We start from the raw sequence: 18,204 nt of genomic DNA, 5'->3' as shown, positions 1-18,204 counted from the left end.
TCTGAAACATGCGGAAAGGAATGACCTGCAAAATACAGTGTAAAGGAGCGTTACCATGGATCAAACGTGGCTGAAAAGAAGAATCCTGCTGGCGGTAAGCCTGGCAACCGTACTGGGCGGTGCCCAGCTGTGCAGTGCCGCAGAGGCATCTGATACTGCGATGGACAATCTGGAACTGGGAGAGACGGTGGTCACCGCCACCCGGACCAAGCTGGAGGAAAAACAGGTCCCCATGGCGGTCCAGGTGATCAAGGCTGACGAAATGAAAAAGAAAGGGGCCTACAACGTCCGGGACGCCATCAAGAACGCCACGGGCATCGACGTGTCCCGGAACGGCACCTCCATGGTGGGGAACAAGGTAAGCGTCCGGGGCATGGGAACCACGGAAACCCTGATCCTGGTGGATGGCCGCCGGATTGCCGGAGAAGATTCCGCCAGCACCATGAATGCCTACGAGCTGGACCGGATCAACGTGAACCAGATCGACCGGGTGGAAATCCTCCGGGGATCCGGTTCCGCCGTCTGGGGCAGTGATGCCACCGGAGGCGTGATCAACATCATCACCAAAAAGAACAAGCCCCAGGGCGGCTATGCGGGCACCCGCACCGGCAGCCTGGAATCTTCCGTGTACGGAGGCTTTGCCACCGGGGACATGGGGAAGCTGAACATGAACTTCGATTTCAACCTGACCAAGGTCCGGAAGGAGGACAACAACGGCAGTACCAACATGTACGGCCCCCGGCGGAATTTCTCCTTCAATGGGAACTACCGGTTCAATGATCACAGCGGCCTGGACTTCGGGGCCAGTTTCATGAAAGAACAGCTCACCAGCCTGTCCGGCAGCACCACCGCCGGCACCACCACCAGCTACTATGACAACAACCGGTCCGACTATCATGTGAAGTACTACGGCTTCGACCGGAAGAACGACTGGGAGATCCAGTCCTACTACAGCCGGCTGGGGAAAGTGGGCCGTACCCGGACAGCCGCCTGGGACGATTTCAACCATGCCCGGTATTCCACCTGGGTCAACGAAGCCAAGAACACCTACAAGATGGACAAAAACAACACCCTTACCTACGGCATGGAAGTGAAGAACCAGAAAGCCGGGGGCACCCGGTTCGCCAACCCGGGCGGGGACACCCGGATCGAACGGTATCTGGGCATGACCAGTCCCTACGGGTCTGCCAGCCAGAATTCCTATGCCTTCTATCTGGAAGACGAAATGAAGCTGGGAGACAAGCTGCTGTTCGTTCCCTCTGTCCGGTTCGATCATCATGACAGCTTTGGCAGCGAATGGTCCCCCCGGGCCGGGCTCACCTACAGCTTCAGCAAGGCCAGCCGGCTGAAAGTGAACTACGGCAAGGCCTTCCGGGCTCCCACCATCTTCGAACTGTACTCCCAGATGATCCATTCCCCCATTGCCTCCATGCGGGTGATCGTGGAAGGGAACCCGGATCTGCAGCCGGAAAAATCCACCAACTTCGACATCAGCCTGGAAGGGGAAAAGGGCAAGGCCACCGGGAAACTCACCTACTTCCACAACAAGATCTCCAACCTAATTGATTCGGAAAGAGTGTCCCTGAGCTTCAGCGGCGGGATCCGGAACTTCCTGTACAAGTACCGGAACGTGGACAAGGCCACCTTTAACGGGGTGGAAGCGGAAACCCGGTATAAGTTCGACAAACACTGGAGCGCCCGGGCCAACTACACCTACCTGGATGCCCGGGATGGGAACACCAACAAGCGGCTCACCGGCCGGGCCCTGAATACCGGCACTGTGGAACTGTCCTGGACCGATGCCAAAAAGGATCCCTGGACTGCCACCCTGTACAACCAGTGGTACCAGAACTATCTCACCAGCGCCGACAACAAGTCCTATTCCTACAGCCTTACCAATTTCGTGGTGACCAAGGACATCGGCAGCCTGTCCCTGTACGCAGGGATTGACAACCTGTTCAACAAAAAATTCGACAGCAGCGACAGCATCTGGACCGACGGACGGGTCTGGAGAGCCGGCGCTGAATGGAAATTCTAAGAAGGATGCCCATGAAAACCATCGTACTGTATTCCAGCCGTACCGGCAACACCCGGAAGGTGGCGGAAACCATAGCCGCCGCCCTGCCGGGATCTGGAAAACGCCGCCTGGTTCGCCCGTCCCTTGTTCGAAGCCAAGTGCCTGGTATTTGGCTTCCTTTGGCAGCTGACCATTGACCGTTGACTTTTTTTTCTTTTCCTCCAAAAAAAATTGGAAAAACCTGTTGACATTTTGTACCATCTTTTATATAATAACACTCGCAGCGCATGAGCGTCGCAAGAATTCCCCGATAGCTCAATGGTAGAGCACTCGACTGTTAATCGAGTTGTTGTAAGTTCGAGTCTTACTCGGGGAGCCAAGTGGCCGGATGGTCAAGCGGTTAAGACACCGCCCTTTCACGGCGGTATCGGGGGTTCGATTCCCCCTCCGGTCACCACTTCTTTTGGGCGCTTAGCTCAGCTGGGAGAGCGTCTGCCTTACAAGCAGAATGTCAGCAGTTCGATCCTGTTAGCGCCCACCATATTTTTTTTACCTTTTTTTGTTTATAACCAAGTTGGCCTGTACGTGCGACGGGGCGTAGCTCAGTTTGGTAGAGCACCTGCCTTGGGAGCAGGGGGTCGTAGGTTCAAATCCTGTCGCTCCGACCAATTTTTCTCATGCGGGTGTAGCTCAATGGTAGAGCCCTAGCCTTCCAAGCTAGTTACGTGGGTTCGATTCCCATCACCCGCTCCATTTTATTTGGCCCTGTAGCTCAGCTGGATAGAGCAACGGCCTTCTAAGCCGTGTGTCGAGTGTTCGAATCACTCCAGGGTCACCAAGTGAAAGTGCAGAGGATATTGCAGAAATCATGCAGTATCCTCTTTTTTTGTCAGCGGTCAACGGCCGAAGGAAATCAATTTTTGCAAATTGATTTTGAACGAGTACCTCTCAGGCACCTCCCTTTTCCAAATGAAAATAAAAGATTTTCATAAAATATTCATAAACAAATAATAAACTTATACCCCGGATTTTCCTGATGGAAGCAAGTTTGGAAAAAACAACTTAAAACGAATTTTATTTAGACAATCATAACTAAATATGATACAATACAGCTGAATTGCTTTAGGATTGACGCCCTGCCAGATGGATTATGCAACTGAACCGGTCCAGGGAATCCGAAAGAAAGAATCTAAACGGGAGGGGTATTATGAAGAATCAAGAACGCAGAAAGAAAATCCTGGAAATTTTGCGCAGCAGCAATGGCCCGGTGACTGGGGATCAGCTGGCCAAGGACCTGAATGTATCCCGACAGGTGATTGTTCTGGATATGGCTCTCCTGCGGAGCGCCGGTACGGCCATTGTTTCCACCCGGAGGGGGTATCAGATCAACGGCCGGAGCCTGAGCATGGACTTTGAATGCAGATACAAAGCCATGGATACGGACAGCGCCCGGGATGAACTGAACATTGTGGTGGACAACGGGGGCATGATTGCCAGCATTACCCTGGTGCCGGATTTCTGCGGGCCCATCCAGGCGTTCCTGAACCTGAAGAACCGGCGGGATGTGAAGCAGTATCTGGACAATTTCCGCAAATACAACATCCCTCTGATCGCTACCCTTTCCCAGGGGGTCCATACCCTGACCGTGGCCGCGGATTCCCAGGATGAACTGGAAGCCATCCGGGACAGCCTGAAGGAAGGCGGTTTCCTGATTGCGGAAGGGCCGGAAGAAAGCAAATAAAAAGAGGCGCATTTCAGGACGGAAACGGTTTTTGTCGTGAAATGCGTTTTTTTTGTGTCCTGGCCTCTTTCTTTTCTCGCTAAAAATAGATATAATATCTTTCGACTGAAAACATAGGAATCGCTGATGGCAAGGAGGCTGTATGGATTTGCATGTTGAAACTTCTGCGATAAAAAATGAAAAACTTTCCCCCTATCAGTGGATGGAACGGCACTTTTTTGCCCGGCAGATTCCCCGGGACTGGGCGTCTCTCCTGGATTTGTATCTGAATTTCCACGGCCGTCTGGGCCGGGTGGAGCTGGCCCTCCGGGGGGCTCTCCTGTTGGGTGGGGCCAGCTGCCTGACCTTTTTCCTCATGGGCTGCGTGTTCATCTTCACCTTGTTTGAAAGCGGGGTGGGGGCCATTGCTCTCATGGGCCTGTGGATGCTCACCTATCTGGTGATGTTCCTGTGCGGCCTGTCTCTGTTGGCCCGCCGGTTCCACGATATGGACATGAGCGGCTGGTGGACCCTGCTGTTCCTGGTGCCCATCCTGAACCTGGCCACGTATATTTACCTGATGGTGAAAAAAGGTGACAGCGGAGCCAACCGGTTCGGAGGAGTGCCGGAATAAGGTTCTGCAGCAAGAGCAGCAGAACTGTCAACGGCAGCTGACCGCTGACAATCAGGGGGCATTGCACGTAACGTGCAATGCCCCCTTTTGTGCTATAATAATTACTGATGCAAATGTCAAGCGAGGGGAGCCCTTATGATGCTGGAATTTTTAGAGAGTGAACAAATCAACCCGGAACTGATCCAGGGAATCCGGGCGTACCGGAAGGAATTTCCCACCCCGGAAGACCTGACGGCCCGTGTCCCTGTGCCCCATTTCCATTATTATGGAAAGGATGTGTGGGAAGAGGCCATTGCGGCCCTTCTGTGCGGCCAGAATCTGCTGCTGGCCGGACCCAAGGCCACCGGGAAGAACGTGCTGGCGGAGAACCTGGCAGCGGTGTTCGGCCGTCCCATGTGGAACGTGTCCTTCCACATCAACATGGATGCCACCGGGATGCTGGGCACTGATACCTTCAAAAACGGGGAAGTGGAATTCCGTCCCGGACCGGTGTACCAGTGCGCGGTGAAAGGGGGATTCGGGGTCTTCGATGAAATCAACATGGCCCGGAACGAAGCCATGGCTGTGCTCCATTCTCTGCTGGACTTCCGGCATACGGTGGATATTCCCGGTTATGACCTGCTCCATGCCCACAAGGCCTGCCGGTTCATCGCCACCATGAACTACGGCTATTCCGGCACCCGGGAACTGAACGAAGCCCTGGCTTCCCGGTTTGCGGTGATCCAGCTGCCGCCCATTTCCATGGAATCCCTGGACCGGCTGCTCCAGGACGAATTCCCCAGACTGCGGAAGGAACCCCGGAAGGCCTTCTGTCAGATCTTCAAGGACCTGGAAAAGAAATGCCAGGAAAGCGAAATCTCTGAAAAGGCCCTGGATCTGCGGGGGATGCTGGATGCCATCCACCTGATGGAAGCCGGGCTGGAAGCCCACAAGGCCCTGGATCTGGGAATCGTGAACAAATCCTTCGATGAATATGAACCGGGGCTGATCCGGGACGTGATCAATCTCCACATTCCCGGGAACTATACCAAAAAGGACATTTTCGAGGACTGAGGAACCATGGGAAAACTCAAGTACGATGCCAAACGCCGCCGGGCTTTGAATATCGTATGGGACGTGTCCTGGGACTACCGGTTCGATCCCGATTTTCTGGCCTATACGGAACAGGGTACCCCGGATCTATATCTGAACGCGGTGGTGGGCTTCACCCGGAAATATTATGATGTGAAGCTGATCCACCAGATGTTCGAGGAAATGGAAGACAGCGCCCTCCGGGATACCTTTACGGACCTGTTCTGGCTGGGACTGGAATACGCCACCTACGCCAAGGAGGCTCCGGTGCGGCCGGTGCTGCCCTATCTCCGGCAGCAGCATGCCAGGGCCTATTTTGACGGCACCAAACTGGACAAAACCGGAGTGGCCCACGAAATGCAGGCGGCACGGTGGCACGAGGTGCTGGGGGAGGGACTGGATCTCCATGACCCCTGGGCTAAGGGGCTCTATGCCAATCTTTGCTTCGATCCGGCCTGGGATACCAAGCAGCTGTGCGACCATTTCCGGAAGATTACCAAAAAGTACTTCGTCTCCCATTTCCTGGTCCGGGAAAGCCTGGAAAAAGTCATCATCAGCAAAGGCCTGGGGGACTTTATCGACTGGCTGCTGCCCCATGTGTTCCGGAAGCAGGAAAGCGTGTTCAATTTTCTCTATTCCAAGAAGCAGGCCATGGACATCCTGGCCGGGAAAAACGCCCACAACGGGCTCATGGCCATTATCACCGGCCAGACGGCGTCGGAAAACTACAACTATATCATCGACTGTTTCGGCGCCAGCATCTACCCGCCCCGGAAAATGCTGGATATTGACCAGGCCTGGTGCAACGGGCCTCATCAGGGGTGCCATCTCCACTTTACCCGGGGCCGGCTGGGGAGCAAAGGGGCCACCGGGGAAGCTTCCCGCTGGCTTGAGGGAGCCCACGCCCAGCGGGTGAAGAACCTGGCCTACTACAAGGATCACGGGGAACAGTGCCGGAAGAGTATAGCCCGGCTCACCAGCCAGCTCCGGAGCGTCATGCGCATGGCCCAGACCCGGCTGCCGGTGCCCGCCAAGGAAGGGGAACTGGTACCCGGCCTGGTGTGGCGGGCCCTGAAGGTGAACGACAGCCGGGTGTTCTTCGAACGGGAGACCGTCTCCAGCCCGGATTTCACCGTGGACCTGATGCTGGATGCTTCCGCCTCCCGGGGGGAGTATCAGCAGGTAATCGCCTCCCAGGCCTATGTGATCGCCGAAAGTCTCCGCCAGTGCGGGATTCCCTACCAGGTGTATTCCTTCTGCACTCTGCGGAACTATACGGTACTCACCCTGTTCAAGGACTATGCGGACAAGAAGCGGTGCACCAACATCTTCAACTATGTGGCCACCGGGTGGAACCGGGACGGGCTGGCCCTCCGGGGAGCCCGGCAGCTGATGGGGGACTTTACCCAGACCAAAAAGATCCTGATCATGCTCACGGATGCGGAGCCCAACGACGACAAGCCTCTGGTGGGAGACGGGCTGTTTAGCTCTTCGGAATACCGGGATGAAAAAGCCGTGGCCAACACCGCTGACGAAGCCGCCAGCCTCCGCCGGGAAGGGATCCGGATCATCGGGCTCATCAACGGAGAGAATCAGCACATCATGAAAGATGCCCGGAAGATCTTCGGGGAAGACTGTGTGGAAGTCCGGGATCTGGATAAAATGGCCGACAGCGTAGGCAAGATGCTGTGCCGGCAGATCGAGGCGCTGTGAAAAAGAGGGTGTTGCACGTTTTGTGCAGCACCCCTTTTCTGTCGGCGTTCAACGGCCGCTGACCGTTGACGGGGCCTTGAAAGGGTCCACCCCATTGACAATCCCGCGCACCCTTGTTACAATGACTCCATACAACCATACAGCCAAAGGCGATGATGGGAAGGAGTACAGCGCCCCTTGCACCGGCAGAGAGGATGCGGGTGGTGGAAGCATCCGGGCAATGCGCTGGAAGTCGTCCTGGAGCCGGCAGGAGGAAAGCCCTGTCCGTCACGGCACGTTACGCCGCTTTAAGGTGCTCAAGCAATTGAGAATGTAGGTGGTACCGCGAACAACTCGTCCTATACAGCAGGACGGGTTTATTTTTTTAAGGAGGCAGAGTTATGGCAGAAGAAAACAACATCCCCAAGGTCTATGATCCGGCTGCGGTGGAGAAGAAATGGTATGCATACTGGATCGATCACGGCTTTTTCCATCAGCCGGTGGACAAGAGCCGGAAACCCTTCAGTGTGGTGATCCCGCCTCCCAACATTACCGGCAAGCTCCACATGGGCCATGCCCTGGACAATACCCTCCAGGACATCCTGGTGCGCTGGCACCGGATGATGGGGGACAACACCTGCTGGCTGCCGGGCTATGACCATGCAGGACTGGCCACCCAGATCAAGGTGGAAGAGGAACTGAAGAAGAAGGAAGGTCTGACCCGGTATGATCTGGGCCGGGAAGAATTCATCAAACGGGTGTGGAAATGGAAGGAAGCCTACGGGGACGAAATCGTCCGGCAGCTGAAGAGCCTGGGGATTTCCTGCGACTGGGACCGGCAGCGGTTCACCATGGACGAAGGCCTGAGCCAGGCGGTCCGGGAAGCCTTTGTGAGCCTTTATGAAAAGGGCCTGATCTACAAGGGCACCCGGATGATCAACTGGTGCGTCAACTGCCGTACGGCTTTGTCCGATGTGGAAGTGGAACACCAGGACGATGCTGGTGCCCTGTGGTACATCAACTATCCCATTGTGGGCGAAAAGGACCAGTACCTGACCATCGCCACCAGCCGTCCGGAAACCATCCCCGGGGATACTGCCGTGGCCGTGAACCCCAAGGATGAACGGTACGGGAAACTGGTGGGAAAGAAGATCGCCCTGCCCACCACCAACCGGGAGATCCCCATTATCGCCGATGAATATGTGGACCTGGAATTTGGTACCGGCGCGGTGAAAATCACCCCGGCCCACGACCCCAACGACTATGAAGTGGGCCAGCGGCACAACCTGGAACAGATCGTGGTCATTGGCCTGGACGGGAAAATGACCAAAGAGGCTGGCAAATACGAAGGGGAAGACCGGTATGAATGCCGGAAGCACATTGTCCAGGATCTGAAGGACATGGGCCTTCTGGTGAAAATCGAAGATGCTCCCCACTCCGTTGGCCACTGCCAGCGCTGCCACCATGTGGTGGAACCCATGGTGTCCACCCAGTGGTTCGTGAAGATGAAACCCCTGGCGGAAGCAGCCATTAAATGCGTCACCGAAGGCCATACGGAATTTGTTCCCAGTCGGTTCACCAAAACCTATCTCCAATGGCTGGAAAACATCCATGACTGGTGCATTTCCCGGCAGATCTGGTGGGGGCACCGGATCCCGGTGTGGTACTGTGACGACTGCGGGGAAGTGGCCGCTTCCCGGACGGATCTTACCGCCTGCCCCAAATGCGGCAGCACCCATATCCATCAGGAAGAAGACTGCCTGGACACCTGGTTCAGCTCCGGCCTGTGGCCCTTCTCCACTTTCGGCTGGCCGCAAAAGACGGAAGAACTGGAACACTGGTATCCCACCAGCGTGCTGGTCACCGGCTATGACATCATCTTCTTCTGGGTGGCCCGGATGATCACCATGGGTGAGGAATTCATGGGGAAGGAACCCTTCAAGCACGTGTTCATCCACGGACTGGTCCGGGACGAACAGGGCCGGAAGATGAGCAAATCCCTGGGCAACGGCATCGACCCGGTGGAAGTGGTGAACAAGTACGGGGCGGATACCCTGCGGTTCATGCTGATCACCGGCAATACTCCGGGGAACGACATGCGGTTCTACTGGAACCGGATCGAAAGCACCCGGAATTTTGCCAACAAAATCTGGAACGCCTCCCGGTTCGCTCTCATGAACCTGGACGGTTATGACAAGAATGCGGAAAAAGCACCGCTCACCCTGGCGGACAAATGGATCCTCTCCCGGCTCCAGCACACCATCCGGGATGTGTCCAACTATCTGGAAAAATTCGAACTGGGCGAAGCGGGCCGTCTGATCTACGATTTCATCTGGGGCGAAGTGTGCGACTGGTACATCGAACTGGCCAAACCCCGTCTCTACGACCGGGAAAACGCCGCTGCCCGGGCTACGGCCCAGACGGTGCTGTGCCGGGTACTGGGAGATGCCATGAAGCTGCTCCATCCCTACATGCCTTTCATTACGGAAGAAATCTGGCAGCACCTGCCTCATGAAGGACAGAGCATCATGATCGCTCCCTGGCCGGTGGCGGATGAAGGGCTGATGGACGACACCGTGGAAAAACAGATGACTGCGGTGATGGATGTGATCAAGGCCATCCGGAACATGCGGGCGGAAGTGAACGCGGCTCCCGGCCACAAGGCTCCGGCCATGGTGCTGGTGGATGCCGACCTCCGGGACGTGTTCGCCGCCAACGGGGATTACATCCGGCAGCTGGGCACGGTGGATGTCCTGACCCTGGGGGCCATGGATGACGCCGCTCCGGAAAACGCCATGGCTGCTGTGGTGAACGGGGCCAAGGTGTATCTGCCTCTCAAAGGTCTTATCGACGTGGACAAGGAACTGGCCCGTCTCCAGAAGGAACTGGACGGGGCGGAAAAGGAAGCCAAGCGGGTAGCCGGGAAACTGAGCAACCAGAACTTCCTGGCCAAGGCTCCCGCCGAAGTGGTGGAAAAGGAAAAGACCAAACAGACGGAGATCCTGGCGCGGATCGACGGCCTGAAGGAACGGATGGCAACCCTGCGCAGCCTGTAAAAGGGAAAGGAGCAGACTATGGAATATGCGGACGCAGTAGACTATGTAGAAAGCCTGGGCAAGTTCGGCATCCATCTGGGCATGGAACGGATCCAGGGGCTTACGGCCCTTTTGGACCATCCGGAACGGAAGATCCGGACCGTCCATGTGACCGGGACCAACGGCAAAGGCAGTGTCACCACATTTCTGGCCAACATGCTCCAGCAGGCGGGGCTGAAGGTGGGGAGCTACACCTCCCCCCACTTTGTCCGGTACAACGAGCGGATCTGCCTCAACGGGGAAGAGATTTCCAATGAAGACTTTGCCGCGGTAACGGAAAAGACCAAAGCCGCTCTGGACCGGTTCCTGGCCCAGGGAGGAGAACAGCCCACCCAGTTTGAATTCATCACCGCCATGGCCTTCCTGTATTTTGCGGAAAAGCAGGTGGACTGTGCCGTGATCGAAGTGGGCATGGGCGGCCTGTGGGATTCTACCAACATCATCACCCCGGAGGTGTCCGTGATCACCAATGTGACCCTGGAACACACGGAACGGCTGGGGAAGACCATCGAAGCCATTGCCGCCCAGAAGGCGGGAATCATCAAACCGGGGGTGCCGGTGGTGACGGAGGCGGAAGGGAAGGCCCTGGAAGTGATCCGGGGTGCGGCGGAAGCCAACCATGCCCCTCTGTATGTATATGGGGATGATTTTTCCACCGAAGAACTCACCAGTTCCATGGACACCCAGACCTTTTTGTACCGGCTGGGAGAAAAGGAACTGGAAGTGGCCATCCACCTGCCCGGGGAACACCAGATCCTCAACGGGGCGGCGGCCCTTACGGCAGCGGAGATCCTCCGGGACAAGCACGGGGTGCCTGATGAGGCGGCCATGCTCCGGGGGATGGAGGCGGCCCGGTGGCCGGGACGGCTGGAGCGGATCCACCGGAACCCGGACATTATCCTGGACGGGGCCCACAATCCCTCCGGGGTGACGGTGCTCCGGAAGGCTCTGGATGAGTATTATCCCAAAGCCCGGCGGATCTACGTGTTCGGCATGATGGCGGACAAGGACGTGAGCCAGGTATCGGACATCCTGTTCCGTCCGGAAGACACCATCTATACGGTGCTGGCTCATGAGGGAGACCGGTCGGAGAAACCGGAAAAACTGGCCCAGCGGCTCCACAAGAATGCGGTTCCCATGGAGAATCTCACCGCTGCCTACCAACGGGCGGTGTCGGAAGCGGGGCCGGAGGACGTGGTGATCGTCTGTGGGTCCCTGTATCTCATCGGCACCTTCAAGGAACTGGGATTGGACCGGTAAGACCATGGGAAGACCGCAAGGCTGGGGTCTCCCCGCATCCTGGAACCTGAATCAGATTATTTTCGGGGTCCTTTCTCTGCTGTTTTTCATCCTGCCCCTGCATCAGCTGGGGGCGGGAATCGTGTTCAGCATCTGTTTTCTGCTGAACCTGGTGAACATCTGGAAGACCGGGCAGTTCTGGCCGGCCATCCAGATCCCCCGGACCATCAGCCGGCCCCTGTGGGCCCTGTTCATCCTGAGCGGGGTCAGCACCCTGTGGTCGGAAAACCCGGCCGCCTGCGCCCTGAACTGGCTGTGGGTGGTGGGGCAGGAGGCGGGGATTTTCTACCTGGTGCTCCGGTACGCCAGTACCGGCCGCCGGACCCTGTTCCTGACCAAAATCTTCATGATCTCTGCCGGGTTCGTGGCGGCCTTCGGCATCTGGCAGTATTTCTTCGGCACCAGTCTCCAGAATATGGAATGGATCGACCACCAGGCTTTCAAGCATCTGTCCCGGCGGGCCATTTCCACCCTGGTGAATCCCAACATCCTGGGCACCTTCCTGGTGTCCACGGTGGCTTACTGTGAAGGGCTTTTCGCTCCTCTGAAGGGAGGAAAGACCCGGTGGGCTCTAGTGGGGATCTTCCTTCTCTCCACCGCCTGCCTGATTTTGACCTTTTCCCGGGGCAACTGGGTGGCCTATTTCTGGGTGCTGTTCATCTTTGCCGGAGCGTTCTATCACAAGGCTTTCCTGCCCTTCATCGGAGGGGGCCTGGGGGTGCTGTACCTGTTCTGGAACCAGCTGGCGGAACGGCTCATGTCCATTTTTTCCGTCCATGACACGTCCGCGGAACTGCGGTTCTTCTACCTGGAAAGCTCCCTGGACATGATCCGGGACCATCCTTTCGGAGTGGGATGGTATGGATATGGCTATGCCTTCCCGGATTACAACTTCTTCATTTCGGAAGATGTGTTCATGTACCACAGCCACAACCTGCTGCTGAACATAACGGCAGAACTGGGGATACCGGGGCTGCTGCTGTTTCTCTGTGTGATGGTCCGGCTGTTCCTGCTGGCCCGGGAAATCCGGCACCGGAACCGGACCCTGCCCTGGCTGAGAGGGGTGGCCTGCGGGTACATGGCTTCCCTGGTGGGGATCTTTATCAGCGGCCTTACTGACCATACCCTGTTCAACAGTCAGCTGGGCATGCTGTTCTGGGCAGGGAACGCCATCCTGCTCATTGCGGACCGGCTGAGCGGCGGAAGAGGCGGCCCATCAGGCACCGCATCTTCCTGTGTGGCGTCTGAAGTACGGAACAAGTAGAAGCCAAACGCAGTTAGCCTTTGGCCGGGATGGGAAACGCAGCTGACGCTGCTAACCCACCACCAGCCTTGCGGCTGGTCCCCCGCCCTTGAAAAGGGCGGATATATGCTTGGGCCTTCGGCCCAATGCTTTTGTGGCACGAGAGAGCAGCCTGCGTGATAGTATCCGCCCTTGAAAAGGGCGGATATACGCTTGGGCCTTCGGCCCAATGCTTTTGTGACACGGGAGAGCAGCCTGCGTGATAGTATCCGCCCTTGAAAAGGGCGGATATACGCTTGGGCCTTCGGCCCAATGCTTTTGTGATACGAGAGAGCAGCCTGCGTGATAGTATCCGCCCTTTACAAGGGCGGGGGACCGTTGCGCTTGCGCAATGGTGGTGGGTTAGCAGCCCACTGGCTGCGTTTTTCTTCAAATGAATCTGGCCAAAGGACAGGTTTTAGCCAGTGGTCCGAGCCTTACGACTTGAGACCTTAAAAAGGGGCTGTTGCTCATGCAACAGCCCCTTTTTTTCATAAATATGGTAAAATAGACAAAGAGACAGCGACTGCAGGGGTATATTTTCCTGTTCTTACCAGCTTGCAGACAGTTGTATACGAAAAACATGCAGCACCTATCTTTACAGGAGGCGATGATTTTGAGGAAAATAGAATGTCTGGCTATGATCCTGGCCGGCGGCAAGGGCAGCCGTCTGGGAGTCCTGACCAAAAACGTGGCCAAACCGGCGGTGCTTTTCGGCGCCAAATACCGGATCATTGACTTTACCCTCAGCAACTGCCGGAATTCCGGGATCGGTACCGTGGGGATCCTGACCCAGTACCAGCCTCTGGAACTGAACTGGTACATCGGCAACGGAAGCAGCTGGGACCTGGACAGCGGGGACAGCGGGGGCACCTTTGTGCTGCCTCCCTACATGAACGACAAGGATTCCTCCAACTGGTACCAAGGCACGGCGGATGCCATCTACCAGAACCTGAATTTCCTGGACATGATCGATCCCCAGTATGTACTGATTCTGTCCGGGGACCATATCTATTCCATGGATTACAGCACCATGCTGGCTTTCCACAAAAAGCACCGGGCCAAGGTCACCGTCAGCACCTTCCGGGTACCCCTTTCCGAAGCGTCCCGGTTCGGGATCATGAACGCCAATGAGGATATGAGCATCCGGGAATTCGAGGAAAAACCCGCCCAGCCCAAAAGCAACCTGGCGTCCATGGGCATCTACATTTTCGACAAGGATGTGCTGAAACAGTACCTGATGGAAGATGCGGCTCGGGAGGATTCGGACCATGATTTCGGGAAGAACATCATCCCCCGGTTGCTGGAAGACAAAGTGCCCACCTTCGCCTATCCTTTCGAAGGGTACTGGAAGGATGTGGGGACATTTGAAAGCCTGTGGCAGGCCAATATGGACCTGTTGTCCGACAACCCGCCCATCAGCCTCAACGACCCCGACTGGCGGATCTATTCCGGGAACCAGTCCCTGCCCGCCCACTATGTGGGACCCAATGCCTCGGTGATCAGTTCTCTCACCGGGGAAGGGGCGGTAATCCTGGGGAACGTGTTCCATTCCGTGATTTTCTACAATGTAACGGTGGAAGAAGGGGCCACGGTCACCGATTCGGTGCTGATGCCCGGTACGGTGGTGGAAAAAGGCGCGGTGGTGGACCATGCCATCCTGGGTGAACGGTGCCGGGTACGGGCTGGCGCAGTGATCCGGGGCGCCGCCGGCAGCATCAAAGTGTTCGGCAACGACCATGTGGTCACCGGCAGCGAAGGACTGGAAGCACAGGTCCAGCCGGCAGGCCCCAGCAGAAAGAAGGACGGGAAAGGAGCGGTGGTCAATGGATAACAACATCATCGGGCTCATCAATCTTCAGGGGCCCAATTACATGGCGGAACTGAGCAGGAAACGGCCCATGGCTTCTGAACCTTTTGCCGGGAAATACCGGCTCATCGATTTTGCCCTGTCCACCATGGTCAACGCCGGGGTGGACACGGTGGGGCTGCTGCTGCCCTTCCACAGCCGTTCCGTACTGGACCATGTCCGGTCCGGTAAGGACTGGAGCCTGGCCCGGAAACAGCACGGTCTGTTCTACCTGCCGGTGGACGAGGCCCGGGAAGTGACCAATCCTCAGACCGGGGACATCCGGACTTATTACAAGAATCTGAGGTTCGTGGAACGGGAACGGAACCACTACCTGCTCCTTTCCGGCTGCGATGTGGTCCACAACATCGACTACAACCAGCTGCTCCACTATCACCGGAACCGGAATGCGGATGTGACATTGGTGTACAAGACCCTGGAAGCGGACTGTGAAGGGGACGGATATGTGGTATCCGTCAACGAAAGCGGCCATGTGACCAAACTGGTGAAATCAGAAACCCTGAAGAAGGGGGACAAAATATACCTGGGGAGCATGCTCCTGGACGGGGGGCTGTTCGTGGCCATGGTCCGCAGGGCCTTTGCCCAGGATCCCAACCAGTATCTTATGGACGTGATGGCCCGGAACGTGTCCCATCCCGGAATCTACGGCTATGAATACCGGGGTTATGCCAAACGGATCCATTCTCTTAAAAGCTATTACGAAGCCAATATGGACATGCTGAACCTGGACAACTGGAAGGCCGTGTACCGGCCGGACCGGAAAATCTACACCAAGGTGAAGGATGAGGCTCCGGCCAAATACATGGCGGATGCCAAAGTCACCAACTCCCTGGTGGGGGACGGATGTGTCATCGAAGGCACCGTGGAAAACTCCATCCTGTTCCGCCGGGTGCGGGTGGGACGGAATGCGGTGGTGAAGAATTCCATCATCATGCAGAACACGGTGATCGGCGAAGAAGCCCGGGTGGACCGGGTAATCTGCGACAAGAACCAGGAAGTCCAGCCGGAAGCGTTTCTCAACGGAAAGCCGGATGCGCCCCTGTGCGTGATCCAGTATGATATCCTCTGACCTGTCCGGCTGCGGAAAAGGAAGGCGGGGTCATTACGAAAACCTGGAAAAATCCAAAACAATTTGTCAGTCTCTTCACCCAGAAGGCCAAGGTCCTGTTCAATGAGGAACCGGAAGCCCTGAGTCCCAAAAAGGTGTACCTGGTGCTGGCCAACCTGGTGAAGGACCTGATCTATGATGACTGGCTGGCTACGGAACAGCGGTACGATTCCCGGCAGGCCAAGCAGGTGTATTATTTCAGCATCGAGTTCCTGCTGGGCCGGCTGCTGGATGCCAACCTGATGAACTGCGGCATGGAGGACCTGGCCCGGGAAGGACTCCGGGAACTGGGGTTCGATCTGGATGCCATCCTGCCCCAGGAGGCGGATCCGGGGCTGGGGAACGGAGGCCTGGGCCGTCTGGCGGCCTGCTTCATCGATTCCATGGCAGCGCTCCAGCTGCCGGGCCACGGGTGCAGCATCCGGTACCAGTACGGTCTTTTTGAACAGCATATTGTGGACGGTCAGCAGGTGGAACTGCCGGATACCTGGCTCCAGGACGGGTTCCCATGGGAAACCAAACGGTCGGACAAGGCGGTCCATGTCCGGTTCGGGGGGAACTGCTACATGCGCCCGGACGGCAAGGGGGGGCTGGAATGCGTCCATGAGGGATACAGCTCGGTGCTGGCCATCCCCTATGACGTGCCGGTGCCCGGGTACCGGAACCATACGGTGAACACCCTCCGGCTGTGGCAGGCAGAATATGCCCCGGACGGGATCCTGAGCCCCAGCCAGGGCGGGGACTTTCGGAAGATCCTCCAGTACCAGGACACCACCCAGCAGATCTCCCGGTTCCTGTATCCGGATGATTCCACGGAAGAAGGCCGGAAGCTGCGGCTGATGCAGGAATATTTCTTCGTATCCGCCGGGCTTCAGAGCATTGTCCGCCACTACCGGGGGCTCCACCGGGACATCCGGGAATTCCCCCGGCATGTGGCCCTTCACATCAACGACACCCATCCTGCCCTTTTAATCCCGGAACTGATGCGGATCCTTCTGGACGAAGAGGGATTGGGGTGGGAGGAAGCCTGGAACCTTACGGTATCCAGCATATCCTATACCAACCACACCATTATGCCGGAGGCCCTGGAACGGTGGTCCATTCCCCTGTTCCAGAGCCTGCTGCCCCGGGTGTATCTCATTGTGGAAGAACTGAACCGCCGGTGGCTGGCCGCCTACCGGAAGAAATTTCCGGGACGGGAAGACAAGGCGGAACAGGTGGCCATCCTCTGGGGCGGCCAGGTGCGCATGGCCAATCTGGCAGTGGTGGGCAGCCACAGTGTCAACGGGGTGGCGGAGCTCCACACGAAAATCCTGAAGGAAAGCACTCTGCACCCCTTCTATGAGGTGTTCCCGGACCGGTTCAACAACAAGACCAACGGGGTGACCCACCGCCGGTGGCTGCTGGAATCCAATCCACCTCTGGCTTCTCTCATTTCTGACACCATCGGTACGGAGTGGATCCGGCACCCGAAAAAACTCAAGGACCTGATGGCCTACCGGGACGACCCGGCCTTCCAGGAAAAACTGGAACAGGTGAAGCAGGACCGTAAGGATGCCCTGGCCCGGTGGGTCCAGGAGACCAAGGGGATCACCCTCGATCCCCATTCCGTCTTTGACATCCAGATCAAGCGGTTCCACATGTACAAGCGGCAGCTGCTGAACATCCTCCATGTGTATTCCCTGTATCTCCGTCTGTTGGAGGACCCGGAAGCGGTGCCTCTGCCCCAGACCTTTATTTTTGGCGGCAAGGCGGCAGCTTCCTACGGGGAGGCCAAGGTGGTGATCAAGCTGATCCATACTGTTTCCCAGCTCATCGACCGGGAGCCCCGGGTGCGGGAAAAACTGAAGGTGCTGTTCCTGGAAAACTACAATGTGTCCCTGGGCCAGCGGCTGTTCCCGGCAGCGGATGTAAGCGAGCAGATTTCCACTGCCAGCAAGGAAGCTTCTGGAACCGGCAATATGAAGTTCATGATGAACGGGGCCATTACCCTGGGGACCCTGGATGGAGCCAATGTGGAAATCTGCCGGCTGGTGGGGGACGCCAACTGCGTGATCTTCGGCCTCCGGGCAGAAGAAGTCCAGAAGTTCTACCGGGAGGGGGGCTATTCCTCCTGGGAACTGTACCGGCAGGATGAGGAAATCCGCCGGGTACTGGAAATCTTCCAGGCCAATCCCCTGTTCAGTCAGCTGTATGAAGACCTGCTCCGGCGGAACGATGAATACTTCGTCCTGAAGGATTTCGATGCCTATCGGAAAGCCCATCAGGAAATCCTCCGCCGGTATCAGGACCGGCCGGGCTGGCTCCGGGCTTCGGCGGTGAACATTGCCCAGTCCGGCCATTTCTCCAGCGACCGGACCGTGTCCCAGTATGCCCGGGACATCTGGAAGGTGAAGCCCGTACGGGTCTGAACCAT

The 18,204-nt window shown here is 57.1% G+C and carries 12 protein-coding genes, 6 tRNA genes and 1 other annotated feature; all 18 genes read left to right on the top strand.

All coding sequences use genetic code 11. From position 1 onward, the window contains the following. Positions 1-55: 55 nt before the first annotated feature. The 18 genes from ACTQY1_RS04105 to ACTQY1_RS04020 all read left to right on the top strand — a co-directional run bounded on the left by ACTQY1_RS04105 (position 56) and on the right by ACTQY1_RS04020 (position 18,199). Positions 56-2,038, top strand: coding sequence for a TonB-dependent receptor plug domain-containing protein (locus tag ACTQY1_RS04105; protein ID WP_441373803.1), 1,983 nt, complete (start codon positions 56-58; stop codon positions 2,036-2,038). A gap of 11 nt (positions 2,039-2,049) precedes the next feature. Beyond that, complete coding sequence (locus tag ACTQY1_RS04100; protein WP_441373802.1) at positions 2,050-2,214, top strand: flavodoxin family protein; 165 nt, start codon at positions 2,050-2,052, stop codon at positions 2,212-2,214. A 107-nt stretch (positions 2,215-2,321) separates the two neighbouring features. Continuing rightward, positions 2,322-2,396: transfer RNA gene (locus tag ACTQY1_RS04095), tRNA-Asn, on the top strand. Positions 2,397-2,399: 3 nt separating this feature from the next. Beyond that, positions 2,400-2,474, top strand: a tRNA-Glu gene (locus ACTQY1_RS04090). Positions 2,475-2,482: 8 nt separating this feature from the next. Beyond that, positions 2,483-2,558 (top strand) — tRNA-Val (locus ACTQY1_RS04085). A 50-nt stretch (positions 2,559-2,608) separates the two neighbouring features. Next, a tRNA-Pro gene (locus ACTQY1_RS04080) sits at positions 2,609-2,685 on the top strand. A gap of 11 nt (positions 2,686-2,696) precedes the next feature. Beyond that, positions 2,697-2,770, top strand: a tRNA-Gly gene (locus tag ACTQY1_RS04075). An 8-nt stretch (positions 2,771-2,778) separates the two neighbouring features. Further along, positions 2,779-2,855, top strand: a tRNA-Arg gene (locus ACTQY1_RS04070). A gap of 369 nt (positions 2,856-3,224) precedes the next feature. Next, a complete protein-coding gene (locus tag ACTQY1_RS04065; RefSeq protein WP_022487195.1) occupies positions 3,225-3,758 on the top strand; it encodes a transcription repressor NadR in 534 nt (177 codons plus the stop codon). A 142-nt stretch (positions 3,759-3,900) separates the two neighbouring features. Continuing rightward, complete coding sequence (locus ACTQY1_RS04060) at positions 3,901-4,371, top strand: DUF805 domain-containing protein (RefSeq protein ID WP_022487196.1); 471 nt, start codon at positions 3,901-3,903, stop codon at positions 4,369-4,371. Between the two features lie 135 nt (positions 4,372-4,506). Further along, positions 4,507-5,424, top strand: a complete 918-nt coding sequence (locus ACTQY1_RS04055) for an AAA family ATPase (protein ID WP_022487197.1) — start codon at positions 4,507-4,509, stop codon at positions 5,422-5,424. A 6-nt stretch (positions 5,425-5,430) separates the two neighbouring features. Then, positions 5,431-7,155 carry a VWA domain-containing protein gene (locus ACTQY1_RS04050; RefSeq protein WP_022487198.1) on the top strand — a complete coding sequence of 575 codons (1,725 nt, stop codon included), beginning with the start codon at positions 5,431-5,433 and terminating at the stop codon, positions 7,153-7,155. 143 nt (positions 7,156-7,298) lie between these two features. Next, positions 7,299-7,499 (top strand) — a binding site (T-box leader). A 36-nt stretch (positions 7,500-7,535) separates the two neighbouring features. Continuing rightward, positions 7,536-10,190 (top strand): valine--tRNA ligase, encoded by a 2,655-nt coding sequence (locus ACTQY1_RS04045; RefSeq protein ID WP_441373801.1) that lies wholly within the window; start codon positions 7,536-7,538, stop codon positions 10,188-10,190. Positions 10,191-10,208: 18 nt separating this feature from the next. Then, entirely contained in the window at positions 10,209-11,489 is a 1,281-nt protein-coding gene (locus ACTQY1_RS04040) for a bifunctional folylpolyglutamate synthase/dihydrofolate synthase (protein WP_308664618.1), read from the top strand. Positions 11,490-11,493: 4 nt separating this feature from the next. Continuing rightward, on the top strand, positions 11,494-12,792 hold the full coding sequence (locus tag ACTQY1_RS04035; protein WP_308664619.1) for an O-antigen ligase family protein: 1,299 nt from the start codon (positions 11,494-11,496) through the stop codon (positions 12,790-12,792). A gap of 634 nt (positions 12,793-13,426) precedes the next feature. Then, on the top strand, positions 13,427-14,644 hold the full coding sequence (locus ACTQY1_RS04030) for a glucose-1-phosphate adenylyltransferase (RefSeq protein ID WP_022486967.1): 1,218 nt from the start codon (positions 13,427-13,429) through the stop codon (positions 14,642-14,644). After that, positions 14,637-15,749 (top strand): glucose-1-phosphate adenylyltransferase subunit GlgD, encoded by a 1,113-nt coding sequence (gene glgD / locus ACTQY1_RS04025; RefSeq protein ID WP_022486966.1) that lies wholly within the window; start codon positions 14,637-14,639, stop codon positions 15,747-15,749. The genes ACTQY1_RS04030 and glgD overlap by 8 nt, the downstream gene beginning before the upstream one ends. Further along, entirely contained in the window at positions 15,746-18,199 is a 2,454-nt protein-coding gene (locus ACTQY1_RS04020; RefSeq protein WP_308664315.1) for a glycogen/starch/alpha-glucan phosphorylase, read from the top strand. Before glgD ends, ACTQY1_RS04020 begins: the two co-directional genes overlap by 4 nt. Positions 18,200-18,204 lie beyond the last annotated feature (5 nt).

This window comes from Acidaminococcus sp. HCP3S3_G9_1, assembly GCF_052122455.1.
Lineage (GTDB): Bacteria > Bacillota > Negativicutes > Acidaminococcales > Acidaminococcaceae > Acidaminococcus.
Note: the sequence above shows the minus strand (reverse complement) of the source record. Positions and strands in the feature narration are given on the sequence as shown.